Raw genomic sequence first — 18,560 nt, 5'->3', positions numbered from 1 at the left:
TCGCCAAAGATGCGGCCGGACGAATTTTCGCGGCTGCGCCACTTGCGGGGTGAGACCCCAAGGCGCGGCAACCGGCCCGGGACGGGCCGTTCCTAGAGAGAGGGAACCGATATGAAACGACTTCTCACCTTGACCGGCGCACTGGCGATCGCCGCCTTTACCGCCGTCCAGTCCGCCTCCGCAGACCCCGTGGTCGTCTCTTCCAAGATCGATACCGAGGGTGGCGTGCTGGGCAACATCATCCTCCAGACGCTTCAGGCCAACGACATCCCGACGGAAAACAAGATCCAGCTCGGCGCCACGCCGATCGTGCGTCAGGCGATCACCGAAGGCCAGATCGACATCTATCCGGAATATACCGGCAATGCCGCCTTCTTCTACAACAAGGCCGACCTGCCGGTCTGGAAGAATGCCAAGGAAGGCTACGAAGAAGCCAAGAAGCTCGACTACGACGCCGAGAAGATCGTGTGGCTGACGCCGGCCAACGCCAACAACACCTGGGCAATTGCGATCCGCCAGGAAATCGCCGAGGACAACAATCTGACCGACCTTTCCGAACTCGGCAAATACATCGCCGATGGCGGCGACATCAAGCTCGCGGCTTCCTCCGAATTCGTGACCTCGCCGTCGGCGCTGCCGGCCTTCGAAAAGGCCTATGACTTCCACCTTGATTCCGACCAGCTGATCACGCTTTCCGGCGGCGATACGGCGGCAACGATCGCCGCCGCCGCCAAGCAGACCTCCGGCGCCAACGCCGCCATGGTCTACGGCACCGATGGCGGCATCGCGCCGTCCGGCCTGAAGGTGATGGACGACGACAAGGGCGTGCAGCCGGTCTACCTGCCGACCCCGATCATCCGCGAGGCGCGCCTTGAGGAATATCCGCAGATCGCCGAGATCCTGAAGCCGGTCTTCGAGGCGCTCGACCTTGAAACCCTGCAGGACCTCAACGGCCGCGTCCAGGTCGGCGGCGAACCGGCCGATGCGGTTGCCAAGGAGTTCCTGACGCTGAACGGGTTCGTGAAGTAAAGACAGAACCATCCGCAAAGCCCCCCAATAATCTCCCCCCTTGAGGGGGAGATGTCGCGAAAGCGACAGAGAGGGGTAAAGGGCGTAAGCCCTAAAAGCCGCAGTCTCCGAGTAGGAGGAGAAGGTTCACCCCTCTCTGCCCCTGTCGGGGCATCTCTCCCTCAAGGGGAGAGATTGTTTGGAGCAAGATCGTCCGCCCCGACGGAACACCGACCGACAGCCGAAAGGCAGAACATGTCAGCCATCACCGAGACAGAGACGAGCGCGGCCGGAAGGCTCGACAAGCTTGGCGTCATCGTTGCGGCGATCGCGCTTGCCGGTCTGTTTCTGCAGCCCTTCTCGCTGTCGCGGGCCAACCGCATCGTTTCCGCCGAGGGCGTCATGCTCTGGGCGGCGATGCCGATGGCGCAGGCGATCGCGCTGATCGCCTTTCTTATGGCTGTGGTTGTCGTCATTCTGCTGAAAACCCCGGTGAACCTCCGGCTGGCCGCAGCGGTGGCCGCGATTGCGGTGCTGGCGCTGATGGTCGGGCGCGCCGGCTACTACCTGATGCCGGACGACAATCCCTATGCCCGCGTTTCGCCCGGTGGCGGGTTTTGGATCATGCTTTTCGCGTTTTCGATCGCGATGGCCGATGCGATCGTGCGCAAACAGCTCTCGCCGCTTGCCAGGATCATCTTTCTGCTCGCGGCGATTGCCGCGATCGGGGCGCTGCTTTGGTCGGGGGCATGGAACGAGCTTTCGATCATCAAGGAATATGAAAACCGCGCCGACGCCTTCTGGCGCGAGGGCCGCATTCACGTGGCGCTCGCCTTCGGATCGCTCGCGGCAGCCACGGTTATCGGCATTCCCATCGGCATATTGTGCTTTCGAACGCCGCCGGTGCGCGCCAGCATTCTGAACGCCCTGAACGTGTTGCAGACCATTCCCTCGATTGCGCTGTTCGGGCTTCTGATCGCGCCGCTGGCCTGGATCGGCCGCACCGTGCCGGGGGCCGCAGCGCTCGGCATTGCAGGCATCGGCTTTGCGCCGGCGATCGTGGCGCTGTTTGCCTATTCGCTGCTGCCGGTGGTCTCCAACACGGTCGCCGGCCTCGACAGCGTGCCGCGTGACGCCCGCGACGCCGCGCGCGGCATGGGCATGACCGGCCCGCAACTGCTGTTCCAGATCGAGCTGCCGCTCGCCTTTCCGGTGATCCTCACCGGCATCCGCATCGTGCTGGTGCAGAATATCGGGCTCGCCGTGATCGCCGGCCTGATCGGCGGAGGCGGCTTCGGCACCTTCGTATTCCAGGGCATCGGCCAAACCGCGACCGACCTCGTGCTGCTCGGCGCGCTGCCGGTGGTCGGCATGGCCTTTGCCGCAGCCATCATCCTCGACGCCCTCGTTGAAGTCAGCCAGAAGAAAAGGGTCCGCCGCCCATGATTGAGATCGATGCCGTCACCAAGGTCTATGGCGAGGCGCGGGCCGTGGACAATGTCTCGCTCACCGTCGAGCGCGGCGAACTCGCGGCCATCGTCGGGACCTCCGGCTCCGGCAAGACCACGCTGATGCGAATGATCAACCGGCTCGTGGAACCCACCTCCGGCACGATCCGGATCGATGGCCGCGACAATCGCGACCTGCCGGCCTATGAGCTGAGACGCGGCATCGGCTACGCGATCCAGGGCCACGGCCTGTTTCCGCATCGCTCGGTCGCCGAAAACATCGCCACCGTGCCGAAACTGCTCGGCTGGGACCGCAAGAAGCGCGACGACCGCGTCGACGAGTTGCTGACCCTCTTCAACCTCGAGCCCGAGCTTTATCGCGACCGCATGCCGCAGGAGCTTTCCGGCGGCCAGAAGCAGCGCATCGGCGTGGCCCGGGCGCTTGCCGCCGAGCCGGCGCTGCTTTTGATGGACGAACCCTTCGGCGCGCTCGACCCGATCATCCGCGCCAAGGCGCAGGAGGACCTGCTCAAGATCCAGCGCCAGTTCTCGACCACCGTGGTGCTGGTCACCCACGACATGGACGAGGCGATCCTGCTCGGCCACCGGATCGGCGTGATGCATGAGGGCAAGCTGCTGCAATATGCGCCGCCCGCCGAAATCATCGCCCACCCGGCCTCCGATTTCGTCAATGAACTGCTCGGCACCGGCGACAAGGCCTTCCGCATGCTGTCGCTGACGGCGGCGTCAAAAATGGTGGAGGAAGGGCCGGCCGAAGGTCCCCCCATCGCCGACACCGCGAGCCTCAGGGACGCGCTGGCGCAGATCCTCTGGTCCGGACGCGATGCCGTGCCGGTCGAACGCGACGGCGTCATCATCGGCCGCATTACTCGCGAAAGGCTGTTGCAGCGGGCGGAAGGTCCGGCTTCATGAAGCTTGCCATGCTCACAAGGCTGGCGCTTCTGGCGCTGCTCGTGACCTTCATCGTCACGCCCGAGACCTTCGCGCCGGTGTTCGCGCCGTTCACGCAGAACAACGCGCCGGCGATCTACACTCAATCCAGCATATTGTCGCTGACGCTCAGCCACCTTGCGCTGGTGGGGCTCGCAACGCTCGCCGCGACGCTGTTTTCGGTCAGCCTCGCCATCATCGTCACCCGGCCCTTCGGCGTCGAGTTCCTGCCGCTGTCGCGCTCGATCGCCAATATCGGCCAGACCTTTCCGCCGGTCGCCGTGCTGGCGCTGGCCGTGCCGATCTTCGGATTCGGGCCGATCCCGACGCTGATCGCACTGTTTCTCTACGGCCTGCTGCCGATCTTCGAAAACGCGCTGACGGGGCTCACCAACCTGCCGGGCAATGTCTCGGAGGCAGCGCGCGGCGCCGGCATGACGGGATGGCAGCGGCTGGCGCAGGTGGAATTTCCGCTGGCCTTCCCCGTAATCCTCGCCGGCATAAGGCTTTCGGTGGTGATCTCGCTGGCAACGGCCACGATCGGCTCGACGGTGGCGGCCAAGACGCTGGGCGAGGTCATCATCGCCGGGCTGTTGTCCAACAACACCGCCTTCGTGCTGCAGGGCGGGCTCGTGGTCGGCGTGCTGGCGCTTCTGATCCACGACGGCCTTGTCATGGTCGAACGCGCCATGGCGCGGCGGACAGGGCGACAGGCGTGAGGGAAGAGAAGCCTGCGCTGCCGACAAAGCGATAGGCCTTGACCATCATTTGTCATCGGCCCATCGTTCTTGTGTCATGATCGGGTTTGGCCCGAGCATCCAGTCGGTTTAAGTCGCTGAATTTGCAAGGGTTTACAATCAGCCCTTGCCGGGCGGCCTGGATCCTCGGGTCAAGCCCGAGGATGACCCGGAATGTGGGAGACGTTTGTCAGCAAACTGGAATCCTGCGCCGCGCCGCTCTGTTATTCAGGTTTTCGCGTCCTCGAACCGCTGCCAGATGCCGTCCATCGCCTTCGACAGCGCGCGGTACGCCCCGTCCTCCTTCAGATGCGCCAGCACCTGTTCATTGGTGCCGCCGCGGGTGGCGGATTCCTTGGTGAGCTCGCCGAAGGAATGCTCCGGAGCGTTCTTCGCGGTGGCGGCAAGCGCATAAAACACCGCGCCGGAAAATTCCCGCGCCTTGTCGGCCGGCACATTCTTCGCCGCCAGCCAGTCGACGATTGTTTCGTAATAGGCAAACGCGCCGGCGAGCGTCGCCGTGGCGACGCAGAGCGCCTGATATTCCTCTGCCGTTTCAACCGCGACCGGCGTGCCGAGCGGCTCGAACAGGTCCACCACCTCCTGATGCACCGGATGGATCGGCGTCGGACCGCCATGAAAGGCGACGGCGGGCAGCGGCGTGACCAGCGTGACCTTCTGCGCCGGCGCCGTCAGTTTCTCGATCTGCTCCACGCCATAGGTCGCCATGAACGAGACGACATGATGCGCCGGGCCGAATGTCAGACCTTCGAGAATGCCCACGGCATCCTGCGGGCGCAGCGCGAGGCAGACCATCTCCGCCCCGTCAATGACATCCTGATTGCTGCCCGCGACGGTGACGTTGTCGAACCTTTCGGCAAGATCGCGCGCGATCGCCTCATTGCGCGGCGAAACCAGGATCGCGGGCTTCTCACCCTCGACCGTGGAAAGGCCGATGACCACGGCCCGGGTGATTTCGCCGGTTCCGATAAACCCGATCGTCATGGCGGTCTCCTTTGCTGTTTGCCCCGCAGCATAGAAAGCGCGCGCCGGTTTGAAAACGCCCGAAAGGAAAAGAAAAGCGCCGAAAAGCGGCGGCGGTTCGATCTTTTGAGAAGCCTCATCAGCCGATTCCCCCTTAGCGGCGCAGAGCTGGCACGCAGGGCGAACCTTGAGAACAACATACGTCGACCTCGCGACGGAGAATTTATTTGGAACGTTCCTAAACTTGTGCTAAATCGCTCCCGGGAGGATCATTGCATGGTCTATGATTTCATCATTATCGGCGGCGGTTCGGCCGGGTGCGTGCTGGCGGCGCGGCTTTCCGAGAATCCGGAAGTAAAAGTGCTGCTGCTGGAAGCAGGCGGCGGGGACCGGCATCCGTTCTATACGCTGCCGGCCGGATTCGCCAAGATGACGAAGGGCATTGGCAGCTGGGGCTGGCACACCGTGCCGCAGCGACACATGAACGACATGTCGATCCACTTCACCCAGGCCAAGGTGATCGGCGGCGGCTCGACCATCAACGCCCAGATCTATACCCGCGGCAACCGGCTCGACTACGACGAATGGCGGCAGATGGGCTGCGCCGGCTGGGGCTATGAGGATGTACTGCCCTTCTTCAAGAAGGCCGAGGACAACGACACCTTCGACAACGACTATCACGGCAAGGGCGGGCCGCTTGGCGTTTCGAAGCCTTCGGCACCACTGCCGATCTGCGAGGCCTATTTCCGCGCGGCCGGCGAACTCGGCATTCCCTTCAACGCCGACATGACCGGGGAGAAGCAGGACGGCGTCGGCTACTACCAGCTTACGCAGAAACATGCGCGACGCTCCTCCGCCTCAAAAGCCTATCTCGGCCCGGCGCGCCATCGCAAAAACCTCACCATCCGCACCGGCGTCGACACCCGCCGCATCCGGATCGAGAACGGCCGGGCGACCGGGGTGGAGCTTGCGGGCGGCGAGGTGCTGACGGCGGGCCGCGAGTTGCTCTTGTCATCAGGCGCGATCGGCTCTCCTCGGCTGCTGATGCTCTCCGGCATCGGCCCGGCCGCTCATCTGCGCGCGGCCGGCATCGAGACGGTCTTCAACCATCCGGAGGTCGGCGAGAACCTGCAGGATCATCTGGATCTCTTCACCATTCTCGAATGCGCCGGCGATTTCACCTATGACAAATATGCCCAACCGTTCTGGTCGGCGGTGGCCGGCCTGCAATATCTGCTGACCCGCAAGGGCCCGGTCGCCTCCAGCCTGTTTGAGACCGGCGGCTTCTGGTACGCGGAACAGGACGCGCGCTCGCCGGATATCCAGTTTCATCTGGGCCTCGGCTCCGGCATCGAGGCGGGCGTGGAGAAGATGGTCAATCCCGGCGTCACGCTGAACTCCGCCTATCTGCGCCCGCGTTCGCGCGGTTCGGTGCGGTTGAAATCGGCCAATCCCGCCGATGCGCCGCTGATCGACCCGAATTACTGGGCCGACCCTCATGACCGCGAGATGTCGATCCGGGGCCTGAAGCTGGCGCAGGAGATCATGCATCAGGATGCGCTCAAACCCTTCATCAAGCGTGAAATGCTGCCGGGCCCCGAGGTGAAGACGGATGACGACTATTTCGCCTATGCCTGCCGCCACGCCAAGACCGACCACCACCCCGCCGGCACCTGCCGCATGGGCAGTGACGATCGCGCCGTGGTCGATCCCGCGCTGAAATTCAACGGCATCGCCGGCCTGCGCGTGGTCGACGCCTCGATCATGCCGACGCTGATTTCCTCCAACACCAACGCCGCCGCGATCATGATCGGCGAAAAGGCCGCCGACATGATTGCGCGCGCGCATGGGTTGTGATCCCGGACGCCGGTGTTCGCGTCTGGAAATGAAAGGTTTACCCGTCTGGCATAGACTGCCGCCAACCGGAGGCCTCGCAGCCGCCAATCTCCCCCCTTGAGGGGGAGATGTCGCGAAAGCGACAGAGAGGGGTAAAGGGCATAAGCCGCAAGCGCCGTGCTCTCGGATAGGGTTCACCCCTCTCTGCCCCTGTCGGGGCATCTCTCCCTCAAGGGGAGAGATTGTTGGGTGCAAACCTTCGAGGCGGGGTATAGACAAAACAAAAGGGAACAGGAAGTGGCGAAACGACCGACGATCATCGATGTGGCCCGTCATGCGGGGGTTTCGAAATCGACGGTCTCGCTCGTGCTGCAGAATTCGCCGCTGGTGAAGAAGGCGACACGGACGCGCGTCGAACAATCGATGCAGGCGCTGAACTACGTCTATAACCGCACGGCCGCGAACCTGCGCGGAGCCGAAGCCGGGCTGATCGGCCTCGTCATCAACGACCTGCGCAACCCGTTCTTCGCAGAATTCGCGGCAAGCGCCCAGATGACCTTCGCCGAACACGGCTTTGCCACCGTCATCGCCAATACCGACGAGGACGTTACAATCCAGGCGCAGGTGATCGCCTCGATGGTGGAGCACGGCGTCTCGGCGCTGATCATCTCGCCGGCCTATGGCGATGAGGGCGCGGTGTTCGAGCGGATCGGCCGCGCCGGGCTGCCGGCGCTGCAGGTGCTGCGCATGGCGTCTCCCGATACCGCTCGTTTTCCCTTCGCCTCGCTCGATTACGAGGCCGGCAGCCTTGAGGCCGCGCGCCATCTCGTCGAGAGCGGCGCGCAGAAGATCGCCTTCGTCGGCGGCCTGCCGGACCGGGCGGTGACCCAGGAGCGCATGGCCGGCTACCGCGCGGTTCTCGGCGATCGCGATCCGGTGACACTGCTCGGCCGCCCGACCCGCGCCTTCGGCCGCGAGGCCGCGCTGAAACTTTCCGCCGACCGTCAGGGGATCGACGCCGTGCTCTGTTTCAACGATCTGGTGGCGCTTGGCATGATGGCCGGCTTTGCCGAGGCCGGGATCGCGGTCGGCCGCGATATCGCGCTGATCGGCTTCGACGATATCGAGGAATGCGCGCTGGCCTTCCCCAAGCTCTCCTCCGTCCACTGCGACATCGGCGCCTTCGGCCGCGATGCGGCGGCGACCATGCTCGCCTGGCTGGAAACCGGCGACCGCCCGCCGGAACGGCATCTGTCGCCGGTAACGCTGATGGTGCGGGAGACGAGTGGGGGAAGGTAAGGTTGAGCGAGCGGCCAGGCCCCAACAATCTCCCCCCTTGAGGGGGAGATGTCGCGAAAGCGACAGAGAGGGGTATGGGGCAGAAGCCGCAAGCGCTGTGCTCTCGGATAGGGTTCACCCCTCTCTGCCCCTGTCGGGGCATCTCTCCTTCAAGGGGAGAGATTATGGCTGAGAGGTTTTCCGTTACAGGACAGGAATGCGCACCCGATATGGGCCTGATGCCGGACGTACCAGCGTCCAAACAGCGGAGCCGCTTCCCCTATTCCGCAGCCTGCTTGCCCGCACCGAAACGCTGCTCGATATAATCCGCCACCATTGCCTCGAAATCGGCGGCGATGTTGGGGCCGCGTAGCGTCTTGGCCTTCTTGCCGTCCACGAAGACGGGGGCGGCGGGCGTTTCGCCAGTGCCGGGCAGCGAGATGCCGATATCGGCGTGCTTGCTCTCGCCCGGGCCGTTGACGATGCAGCCCATCACCGCGACGTTCAGCGCTTCCACGCCCGGGTACTTCTCGCGCCAGACCGGCATGTTCTTGCGGATGTCGGACTGGATCTTGGAGGCGAGTTCCTGGAACACCGTCGAGGTGGTGCGCCCGCAGCCGGGACAGGCGGCGACCACCGGCACGAACTGGCGGAAACCCATGACCTGCAGCAGCTCCTGCGCCACCTGCACCTCGCGGGTGCGGTCGCCGCCGGGCTCCGGCGTCAGCGACACGCGGATGGTGTCGCCAATGCCGTGCTGCAGCACATAGCCCATGGAGGCGGAAGACGCGACAATGCCCTTGGTGCCCATGCCGGCCTCAGTGAGGCCGAGATGAAGGGCGTGGTCGGAGCGCTCGGCGATCATCGAATAGACCGCGATCAGATCCTGCACCTGGGAGACCTTGGCCGACAGGATGATGCGGTTCCTCGGCAGGCCGATCTCCTCGGCAAGCTCGGCGGAGAGCAGCGCCGACTGCACGATCGCCTCACGGGTGACATCGCGCGCCGAAAGCGGGGAGCCCGCGGCGGCATTCTCATCCATCAGCCGGGTCAGCAGTTCCTGATCGAGCGAGCCCCAGTTGACGCCGATCCGGACCGGCTTGTCGTAGCGGATCGCCATCTCGACGATCTCGGCGAACTGCTTGTCGCGCTTGTCCTTGAAACCGACATTACCGGGGTTGATGCGGTATTTGGCCAGCGCCTCGGCGCAGGCCGGGTGATCGGCCAGAAGTTTGTGGCCGATATAGTGGAAATCGCCGACGAGCGGCACGTCAAGGCCGAGATGCTCCAGCCGGTCGCGGATCTTTGGCACGGCGGCCGCCGCCTCATCGCGGTCGACGGTGATGCGCACCAGTTCTGAACCGGCCTTGGAAAGGGCCGCCACCTGGGCCACGGTCGCGTCGATATCGGCGGTGTCGGTGTTGGTCATCGATTGCACCACCACCGGCGCGCCGCCGCCGACGATCACGCCGCCGACATCGACGGCCACCGAAGCGCGGCGCGGCAGCGGATCGTAATTCGGACGGGCGAGCGACATGGTCTTCTCCGGATATTCCATTGCCCTTCAGGTGGTACAATGCCGCGCGCTTGTCAACTCTCGCGCTCACGCTCGGCATAGCGCGCCATCGGGGCCATGAAGAACACGATGACATGCAGCAATGACAGGCCGGTGAAGATCGGCGCGAAGCCGATATGCTCGGCGATGAAGCCGATCAGCGACGGCGCTGCCAGAATGCCGGAATAGCCGAGCATTGTGGTGACCGAAAGGCCGATGCCGGGCTGCAGCCCCGGCAGGTTGCCCGCCGCCGAGAATGCCACCGGCACCAGATTGGAAATCCCCGCGCCCGTGATCGCAAAACCGATGATAACTACGGCCAGGTTGGGCGCAAGCCCGACGCACAGAAGACCGGCCACCGAGGCGGCGGAGCAGAAGCGCACCGTGTTGACCGGGCCGAAACGGTCGCGCACATGGTCGCCGGCAAAGCGCATGATCGTCATGGCGAGCTGGAAGGCGGCATAGCCGAAACCGGAGGCGAACAGGGTGATGCCGAGCTCGTCGCGCAGATAGACCGCGCTCCAGTCCAGCACCGCGCCTTCCGGGATCATCGAAAACAGCGCCATGATGCCGATCAGCCAGGGCAGCGGCGTCATCGGCAGACGCACCTTCTGCCGGCGCACGCTTTCCTCCGGCGCATCGCCAAGAATCCTCGGAAAGGCAAAGGCAAGCATGCCGGCCCCGATGACGGTGACGGCCAGCGCGTGTCCGAGCGGGCCGATAGCGGAGATCAGCAGACCGCCGAGGCCCGCGCCGGTCAGTCCGCCAAGGCTCCAGAACGCATGGCAGGACGACATGATCGCCCGGCCTTCGGCCTTTTCGACAGCTACGGCATTGCCGTTCATCGCCACATCCATCGCGGCCATCAGGCCGCCGAACACGAACAGCGCCAGCACAGCCAGCGGGATCGTGCCGGCCAGGCTGACGAGCAGCAGCATCGGGGTGAAGATCGCCGCGACGGCCTTGACGACGCGAGCAGAGCCGAATTTCGCGATCATCACGCCGGTGAACGGCATCGCCAGCATCGACCCGACGCCGAAAGTCAGGATCATCAGGCCGAGACCGCTTTCGGAGAGGCCGAGCCTTTCGGCGAAGACCGGAATTTTCGGCGCCCAGGAGCCCATCACGAAGCCGTTCATCAGGAACAGCAGCGAGGTCGCAAGCCGCGGCTTCGACATGTAGCGCGGGCGCGGCGCAATGGTGGAAATGGTCATCTGGCGGCTGTTCCGTCTGTCGTTTCGATCAGGTTCACGCCGGCCTGCAGCAGCGCGGCGCGGCTTTCGGGCGCGATGCCGGGCCCGAGGACAAGCCCGTCCAGCGCTTCCAGCGCGATAACGCTGCAGGGCGCGCGGGTTTCAAGCTTGTCGGCGGTCACCGCGGTGATCACCCGGCGCGCATGGAGCGCGACCTCGCGCTTGAACAACGCGTCGTCATAGTGAAAGCAGGTCAGCCCCGCCTCGATATCGAGGCCGCAGGCGCCGATCAGACAGAGATCGAAGTGGAAGCGCTCGAGCTCGGCGATCGCCTTGGCCCCGATCGCGCCGCCGACCTCGGGATGGATCATGCCGCCGATCATGATCACCGTCTGGCTTTCGCGTCCATCGAAGACGGTCGCGATCGCCGGCGCATTGGTGACCACCGTCACCGCACGATCTTCGGGGAGCGCGCGGGCGGCGGCGATATTGGTGCTGGAAGCGTCGAAAAACACCGTCATGCCGTCTTCGATCTGGGAGGACAGGATCCGCCCGAGCATCTCCTTCTCGCCCGCATCGCGGCTCTTGCGGTGGCCGAGCGTGCCGCGCGCCGGCGCAATCGGCAGGGCCCCGCCGTAGACCCGCTCGCATAAGCCTCGGGCAGCGAGATCGCGCAGATCGCGCCGGATCGTGTCTTCCGAAACCTTGAATTCCGCCGCGAGATCAGCGGCCAGCACCCGCCCCGAAGCCTTGAGGCGTCCGAGGATGATGTCCTGCCGCTCGCGAATGAGATAGTCGTTCATGGATCAATCCAAATCGTGCATAAACGTGCATAATACGGATTAAATGTGCGCGCAAGGATAAACAGAACGTCGGACTACTGACAAAGAACTAGGTTTTGACCAACTTGGGACATTGGTCCCTCGTTCTTGAGTCATGCTCGGGTCAAGCCCGAGGATGACCCGGAATGTGGGAGGCGTTTGTCGGCAAACCGAGAAAGCGATCGGTTTTACCTAAAGCAGAAAGCCTCACTCAAACGCGGCCAGCCACCGCGCCAGGAGGGTGTCGAGGGCCGCGCGCTCGGCCGGGTCGAGGGCCGCGATCAGCTTGTGCTGATTTTCAACATGAGCGGTCACGGCTTGGTCGATCAGAGAGAAACCCTTGTCGGTGAGCGCCACGGAGAAGCCGCGACCGTCTTCCGGGTTTCGGCGGCGGGCGATGAAGCCGGCCGCCTCCAGCCTGTCGAGGCGGTTGGTCATGGTGCCGGAGGTTACCATCGTCCGGTCCATCAGCGCCGAGGGCGAAAGCGCATAGGGCGGGCCGGAACGCCGGAGCGTCGCCAGCACGTCGAAGCTGGCGGCGTTCAGGCCGTAGCGGGCGAAAACCGCTTCCAGATTGCGCGCGAGATGTACCTGCAGCCGCTTCAGCCGGCCCATGACGCCCATCGGCATGGCGTCGAGGTCCGGGCGCTCGGCCTGCCACTCGGCCAGAATACTGTCGACATGATCCATGGCCAAAGCCTGTCGGAAAAATAGCTTGACGTCAAACTAATTCGATATAGTTTGACGTCAAGATAAATGGAGGCAGTCATGCCGAAACCGTCCGATTTCCTGCTGACCGCGCTGGCGCCGGCCATCTGGGGCACGACCTATATCGTCACCACCCAGTTGTTGCCGGATGGCTATCCGCTGACCGTCAGCCTGTTGCGCGCTTTGCCGGCAGGTCTCATCTTGCTCTTGCTTGTCCGGCAATGGCCGAAGACCGAATGGCTGCCAAAGCTCTTCGTCCTCGGCTTTTTGAACTTCACCCTGTTCTGGAGCCTGCTGTTCGTGGCCGCCTACCGGCTTCCGGGCGGTGTGGCGGCGACGCTCGGGGCAACGCAGCCGCTGATCGTGCTGTTTCTGGCCCGGGGTCTCATCGGCGCGCCGATCCGACCGCGCGCCGTCGTCGCAGCGCTCGGCGGGCTTGTCGGCGTGGCCCTGCTGCTTCTGTCATCGACGATCACGCTCGATCCGCTCGGCATTGCCGCCGCTTTCGGCGGCGCCCTGTCGATGGCGCTCGGCACCGTGCTCACCCGCCGATGGCAGTTCCCGGTCGCGCCGCTGACGCTGACCGCCTGGCAATTGACCACGGGCGGTCTCCTGCTGCTGCCGCTGGCGCTTGCCGTCGAGCCCGGCTTTCCGATGCCAGACGGCAGGGCCGTTGCAGGTCTCGTCTGGCTGGGCCTCGTCGGCGCGGCGCTGACCTATTTCTTCTGGTTTCGCGGCATCGCCCGCATCGGACCGGGACCGGCGGCCCTGCTCGGCTTCCTGAGCCCGCTCAGCGCCGTTCTGCTCGGCTGGATAATCCTCGGACAGGCGCTGTCGCCGCTGCAGGTTGCCGGCGCCGTTCTGGTTCTCGCCAGCTTGTGGATCGGCCGTTCCGCCAGCCGCGCCGCCGCCCCCGCAAACAAAAAGATCCCGGCCGAATGACCGGGATCTCGGGCTGCTGACCAAGCCGCGAATTTCAGAGTTTCTGATCCCGGATGCTTCCGCCCAGAGGGGTCATGCTCGGGCTTGACCCGAGCATCCATGCAGCACAAACCATTGATCAGAATGGTAATTTTCGAGACTGTGCGGTCCGGCCTGGATCCTCGGGTCAAGCCCGAGGATGACACAGGATAGGCAGGCGGGTTCACTACCCCTCGTAAACCACCAGCAAATCCTTGGCGTCGATCTGGTCGCCGGCCTTGACGTGGACTTCCTTGATGACGCCGTCGCGGTCGGCGTGGAGGGCGGTTTCCATCTTCATCGCCTCGATCGAGACAAGAACGTCGCCGACGGAGACCTGCTGGCCGGCGGAGACGCCGACGGTGGAGATCACGCCCGGCATCGGCGCGCCGACCTGGTTGGCGTTGGTGGGATCGACCTTCTGGTTGACGCCCGCGCCCGCGCCGTGCGCCCGGTCCGGCACCTTGATCGAGCGCGGTGCGCCGTTCAGCTCGAAGAACACGGTGACCATGCCCTTTTCGTCGGCGCTGGTGATCGCCTGGTTCTGGATCACCAGCGTCTTGCCGCGCTCCAGATCGGCGAACAGCTCGTCGCCCTCGTCAAGCCCGTAGAAATAGGCGGGCGTCGGCAGAACCGAGACCGGGCCATAGGTCTCGCTCGCCATGGCGTAGTCGACGAAGACCTTCGGGTACATCAGGTAGGAGGCCAGTTCGAAATCATCGATCTCGCGGCCGATCTTTTCCTCCGCTTCCTTGCGCAGGGCGTCGAGATCGGCGTCCTCCAGCAGCGAGCCGGGGCGCACGGTATAGGGCTTTTCGTTCTTCAGAGCCTTCTTCTGCAAGCCTTCCGGCCAGCCGGCCGGCGGCTGACCGAGGTCGCCCTTCAGCATGGAGATAACCGATTCCGGGAAGGAGATGTCCTTCGCCGGGTTCTCGACATCGGGAACGGAAAGGTCCTGGCTCACCATCATCAGCGCCATGTCGCCGACCACCTTGGAGGACGGCGTCACCTTGACGATGTCGCCGAACATCTGGTTGGCGTCGGCATAGGCCTGCGCCACCTCGTGCCAGCGGGATTCAAGGCCGAGCGAACGCGCCTGCTCCTTGAGATTGGTAAACTGGCCGCCCGGCATTTCATGCAGATAGACTTCCGATGCCGGGCCCTTGAGGTCGCTTTCAAACGCGGCGTACTGGTGGCGCACCGCCTCCCAGTAGAAGGAAATGCGGCGGATATAGCCGGTGTCGAGGCCCGGATCGCGCTCATGGCCCTTCAGCGCCTCGACGATGGAGCCGAGGCAGGGCTGCGAGGTATTGCCGGAAAACGCGTCCATGGCCGCATCGACGGCATCGACGCCGGCATCGATCGCCGACAGCACGGTGGCGGCCGAAATGCCGGAGGTGTCGTGGGTGTGGAAGTGGATCGGCAGCTCTGTGGCATCGCGCAGCGCCGTGAACAGCTGCTTTGCCGCCGCCGGCTTCAGCAGCCCGGCCATGTCCTTGACGGCAATGATGTGTGCGCCGGCCGCTTCCAGTTCCTTTGCCAGGTTGGTGTAGTATTTCAGGTCATATTGCGGCCGCTTGGCGTTCATGATGTCGCCGGTGTAGCAAATCGCCGCCTCGCAGAGCTTGCCTTCCTCGGCGACCGCATCCATCGACACGCGCATGTTTTCCACCCAGTTCAGGCAGTCAAACACGCGGAACAGGTCGATGCCGCCCTTCGCCGCCTGGCGGACGAAATATTTCACCACATTGTCGGGATAATTGGTGTAACCGACGCCGTTCGCCCCTCTGAGCAGCATCTGCAGCAGCAGGTTGGGCGCTGCCTCGCGCACCAGCGCGAGACGCTCCCACGGGTCCTCGGTCAGGAAGCGCATGGAGACGTCGAAGGTCGCGCCGCCCCAGCATTCCAGCGACAACAGCTCCGGCAGCGCGCGGGCATAGGTGCCGGCGATCGCGGCAATGTCGTGGGTGCGCATGCGGGTGGCGAGCAGCGACTGGTGGCCGTCGCGCATGGTGGTGTCGGTCATCAGCACGCGCTTTTCGTGGCGCATCCACTTGGCGAATTTCTCCGGTCCCATCTCGTCGAGAAGCTGCTTGGTGCCGGGCTTAGGGTCGCCCTCGATATAGGGCACCACCGGCTTGGCGATATCCTCGGCGGGCTTCGGCCTTCCCTTGGCTTCCGGATGGCCGTTGACGGTGACATCGGCGAGATAGGTCAGAAGCTTGGTGGCGCGGTCGGCGCGCTTGACCTGGTCGAACAGCTCCGGCGTTTCGTCGATGAAACGCGTGGTGTAGCTGTAATCCATGAACTGCGGATGGGTGATGATCGCTTCGAGGAAGGTCAGGTTGGTCGCCACCCCGCGAATGCGGAATTCCCGGAGCGCACGGTCCATGCGGCGCGCGGCCTCCTGCGGCGTCGGCGCCCAGGCGGTGACCTTTTCCAGAAGCGGATCATAGTAGCGGGTGATCACCGCGCCGGAATAGGCGGTGCCGCCATCAAGACGGATGCCGAAGCCGGTTGCGCCCCGATAGGCGGTGATCCGGCCGTAATCGGGAATGAAATTATGCTCCGGGTCCTCAGTGGTGATCCGGCACTGCAGCGCATGGCCGCGCAGCTTGATCTCCTCCTGCGGCGGAACGCCGGATGACGCTTCATCGCCGATCTTGAAGCCATCCAGGATGTGAATCTGCGCCTTGACGATGTCGATGCCGGTGACGACCTCGGTCACGGTATGCTCGACCTGGATGCGCGGATTGACCTCGATGAAGTAGAATTTGCCGGTATCGGCATCCATCAGATATTCGATCGTGCCGGCGCCGATGTAATTGGTGGCCCGGCCGATCTTCAGCGAATATTCGGCAAGCTCCTTGCGCTGCTCTTCGGAGAGATAGGGCGCCGGCGCGCGCTCCACGACCTTCTGGTTGCGGCGCTGGATCGAGCAGTCGCGCTCGAACAGATGCACGACATTGCCGTGGGTGTCGCCGAGAATCTGGCTTTCAACGTGGCGGGCGCGCTCGACCAGCTTTTCGAGATAGACCTCGTCCTTGCCGAAGGCGGCCTTGGCCTCGCGCTTGGCCTCCGTCACCTCGCGGGCAAGGTCTTCCTTGGCGCGGATCACCCGCATGCCGCGTCCGCCGCCGCCCCAGGACGCCTTCAGCATCACCGGATAGCCGACCTCCTCGGCCATCCGCGCCACCTCATCCATGTCGTCGGGCAGCGGATCGGTGGCGGGCACGACCGGCACGCCGACCTCGATCGCCAGGTTACGCGCGGCGACCTTGTTGCCGAGCCGGCGCATGGTCTCGGCCTTGGGGCCGATGAAGGTCAGGCCCGCGGCCTCGCAGGCATCGACGAATTCGGGGCTTTCGGAGAGCAGGCCGTAGCCCGGATGGATCGCATCGGCGCCGGAGAGCTTGGCGACCCGGATCACCTCCTCGATCGAAAGATAGCTTTCGATCGGGCCCATGTCGTGGTCGAGATGCGGCCCGCGGCCGACCTGATAGCTCTCATCCGCCTTGAAGCGGTGGAGCGCCAGCTTGTCTTCTTCCGCCCAGATTGCAACTGTCTTGATATCCAGTTCGTTTGCAGCGCGAAAAACGCGAATGGCGATTTCGGAACGGTTGGCGACAAGAATTTTTGAGATCGGCAAGGGAGGGCCTCCAGGGGACATCTGCGGGAAAATCGCGATACTGAATTCATACCCAAACTCCGGCACGAGCGCAAACCCGACCGTGCATTCCCTGCAAGTGGAATTGACGATCTGACAGGTTCCCGCGCTACGCGTCCCCGGCGGGTGCCCGGAGCCCGTTTACGCGCGGCCGGTTCTGCCGGAGGGCAGAACGTTGGACAGGAAGATCGCCACCGTCGCAAGACCCGCGAACAGCGCCAGCAGGAAGCCGGGCGCCAGCATGAACCCGGTTTGCTGGATGATGAAGGTCGCCGTCAGCGGCGTCAGCCCGCCGACGATCGCAAAGCCGATATTGTAGACAAAGGCAACGCCGGTATAGCGCACATCCGTCGGGAAAATCGCCGTCAGCAGCACCGGCCCCACGCCCCAGGCGAAGGCCGCGATCAGCGAGATCACGATCATCGCGGGCAGCAGTTCGGAAACGCCCTGATGCATCCAGACATAGGCCGGGATCGCCGCCACGGCCAGGATCAACGAGGCGATGAAGGCGGGGACCTTGATGCCGACGAAATCCGAGATCAGGCCGGCCACCGGCATCGGCAGCGAAAACAGCACGATGCCGATAAGAACGGCGGTCGCCACCTGATCGGGATCGTATTTCAGGAAATCGGTCAGATAGGAATTCATGTAGAGATAGAGCAGCGGCACGGTGGCGGCCCCAAGACCGGTGATGAACAGGCCGAGCCAGACGGCGCGGGCATTGTCGCGGAACAGCGCGGCGAGCGGCACCTTGTGGGCATGGGCTTCCATTTCGGCGAAGGCCGGGCTTTCGGAAAGCCGTGCCCGCAGGAAGAAGCCCGCGATCGCCACCAGCCCGCCGACAAAGAAGCCGATGCGCCAGCCATAGGACAGCACCGCGGTCTCCGACATCAGATGCGTGATCGCCCACTGCACGGCCTGGGCGGCCAGCATGCCGACATTGATGATCATGAACAGGAAGCCGCAGGCGAGCCCGCGTCGCTTCGGCATGGTTTCGGTGATCAGTGTCATCGCGCCGGGGATCTCACCGCCGAGGCAAAGCCCCTGCACCATGCGCAGCACCACGAGCAGCACGGTCGCGGCAATGCCCCAGCTGGCATAGCCGGGCATGAAGGCGATCAGGAATGTCGCGCCCGCCATGCCGGCGATCGAGACCCGGAGCATGGCCTTGCGGCCGTGCCTGTCGCCGAAATGGGAAAACAGGATGCCGCCGAGCGGGCGCACGAGATAGCCGACGGCAAAGATCGCGAAGGCTGCCAGCAGCCGTGCGGCGGGTGCCTCATCCGGAAAGAAGGTCTTACCGATCTGCGAGGCGAAGGAGGCATAGATCACGAAGTCATAGAATTCGAGCCCGCCGCCCATGCTCCCCAGATAGAGTGCGCGTCTGCGCTCGCTCGCCGTCACCGTCATTCCG

14 protein-coding genes are annotated in these 18,560 nt (G+C 64.3%); 7 read left to right on the top strand and 7 right to left on the bottom strand.

The genetic code is table 11. From position 1 onward, the window contains the following. The first annotated feature begins 111 nt into the window (after window positions 1–111). The 4 genes from osmF (at window position 112) to V6767_RS07230 (ending at window position 4,126) form a co-directional block, all read left to right on the top strand. A complete protein-coding gene (gene osmF, locus V6767_RS07245; RefSeq protein ID WP_448472844.1) occupies window positions 112–1,029 on the top strand; it encodes a glycine betaine ABC transporter substrate-binding protein OsmF in 918 nt (305 codons plus the stop codon). Window positions 1,030–1,263: 234 nt separating this feature from the next. After that, the gene (locus V6767_RS07240) at window positions 1,264–2,454 is read left to right on the top strand and encodes an ABC transporter permease (RefSeq protein WP_448472843.1); all 1,191 of its coding nucleotides are present in this window, start codon (window positions 1,264–1,266) and stop codon (window positions 2,452–2,454) included. Then, window positions 2,451–3,389 (top strand): ABC transporter ATP-binding protein, encoded by a 939-nt coding sequence (locus V6767_RS07235; RefSeq protein ID WP_448472842.1) that lies wholly within the window; start codon window positions 2,451–2,453, stop codon window positions 3,387–3,389. The genes V6767_RS07240 and V6767_RS07235 overlap by 4 nt, the downstream gene beginning before the upstream one ends. Window positions 3,390–3,397: 8 nt before the next feature. Then, window positions 3,398–4,126 (top strand): ABC transporter permease, encoded by a 729-nt coding sequence (locus V6767_RS07230; RefSeq protein ID WP_448472982.1) that lies wholly within the window; start codon window positions 3,398–3,400, stop codon window positions 4,124–4,126. Window positions 4,127–4,372: 246 nt separating this feature from the next. Here the strand turns inward: V6767_RS07230 and V6767_RS07225 are convergent, their stop codons facing one another. After that, window positions 4,373–5,149: a pyrroline-5-carboxylate reductase gene (locus V6767_RS07225; RefSeq protein ID WP_448472841.1), complete on the bottom strand. Its 777-nt coding sequence runs from the start codon at window positions 5,147–5,149 to the stop codon at window positions 4,373–4,375. A gap of 255 nt (window positions 5,150–5,404) precedes the next feature. Between V6767_RS07225 and V6767_RS07220 the strand changes: the two genes are divergently transcribed. Continuing rightward, a complete protein-coding gene (locus V6767_RS07220; RefSeq protein WP_448472840.1) occupies window positions 5,405–6,985 on the top strand; it encodes a GMC family oxidoreductase in 1,581 nt (526 codons plus the stop codon). Window positions 6,986–7,261: 276 nt separating this feature from the next. After that, a complete protein-coding gene (locus V6767_RS07215; protein ID WP_448472839.1) occupies window positions 7,262–8,263 on the top strand; it encodes a LacI family DNA-binding transcriptional regulator in 1,002 nt (333 codons plus the stop codon). 259 nt (window positions 8,264–8,522) lie between these two features. Here the strand turns inward: V6767_RS07215 and ispG are convergent, their stop codons facing one another. The 4 genes from ispG to V6767_RS07195 form a co-directional block, all read right to left on the bottom strand. Further along, on the bottom strand, window positions 8,523–9,779 hold the full coding sequence (gene ispG / locus V6767_RS07210) for a flavodoxin-dependent (E)-4-hydroxy-3-methylbut-2-enyl-diphosphate synthase (protein WP_448472838.1): 1,257 nt from the start codon (window positions 9,777–9,779) through the stop codon (window positions 8,523–8,525). 53 nt (window positions 9,780–9,832) lie between these two features. Continuing rightward, a complete protein-coding gene (locus V6767_RS07205) occupies window positions 9,833–11,011 on the bottom strand; it encodes an MFS transporter (protein ID WP_448472837.1) in 1,179 nt (392 codons plus the stop codon). Continuing rightward, window positions 11,008–11,793 carry a DeoR/GlpR family DNA-binding transcription regulator gene (locus tag V6767_RS07200; protein WP_448472836.1) on the bottom strand — a complete coding sequence of 262 codons (786 nt, stop codon included), beginning with the start codon at window positions 11,791–11,793 and terminating at the stop codon, window positions 11,008–11,010. Before V6767_RS07200 ends, V6767_RS07205 begins: the two co-directional genes overlap by 4 nt. A 225-nt stretch (window positions 11,794–12,018) precedes the next feature. Further along, complete coding sequence (locus V6767_RS07195; RefSeq protein WP_448472835.1) at window positions 12,019–12,501, bottom strand: MarR family winged helix-turn-helix transcriptional regulator; 483 nt, start codon at window positions 12,499–12,501, stop codon at window positions 12,019–12,021. Between the two features lie 78 nt (window positions 12,502–12,579). Here V6767_RS07195 and V6767_RS07190 point away from each other — a divergent pair, with 78 nt between their 5' ends. Beyond that, entirely contained in the window at window positions 12,580–13,461 is an 882-nt protein-coding gene (locus V6767_RS07190) for an EamA family transporter (RefSeq protein WP_448472834.1), read from the top strand. A gap of 205 nt (window positions 13,462–13,666) precedes the next feature. Here V6767_RS07190 and pyc read toward each other — a convergent pair whose 3' ends face one another. Together pyc and V6767_RS07180 are read right to left on the bottom strand one after the other, a co-directional pair. Next, on the bottom strand, window positions 13,667–17,128 hold the full coding sequence (pyc, locus tag V6767_RS07185) for a pyruvate carboxylase (protein WP_448472833.1): 3,462 nt from the start codon (window positions 17,126–17,128) through the stop codon (window positions 13,667–13,669). A gap of 159 nt (window positions 17,129–17,287) precedes the next feature. After that, window positions 17,288–18,556, bottom strand: a complete 1,269-nt coding sequence (locus tag V6767_RS07180) for an MFS transporter (protein WP_448472832.1) — start codon at window positions 18,554–18,556, stop codon at window positions 17,288–17,290. Window positions 18,557–18,560: the final 4 nt, after the last annotated feature.

It is taken from the genome of Martelella sp. FLE1502 (genome assembly GCF_053484255.1).
The sequence above is the reverse complement of the archived record's forward strand: the minus strand, read 5'-3'. Positions and strand labels throughout refer to the sequence as shown.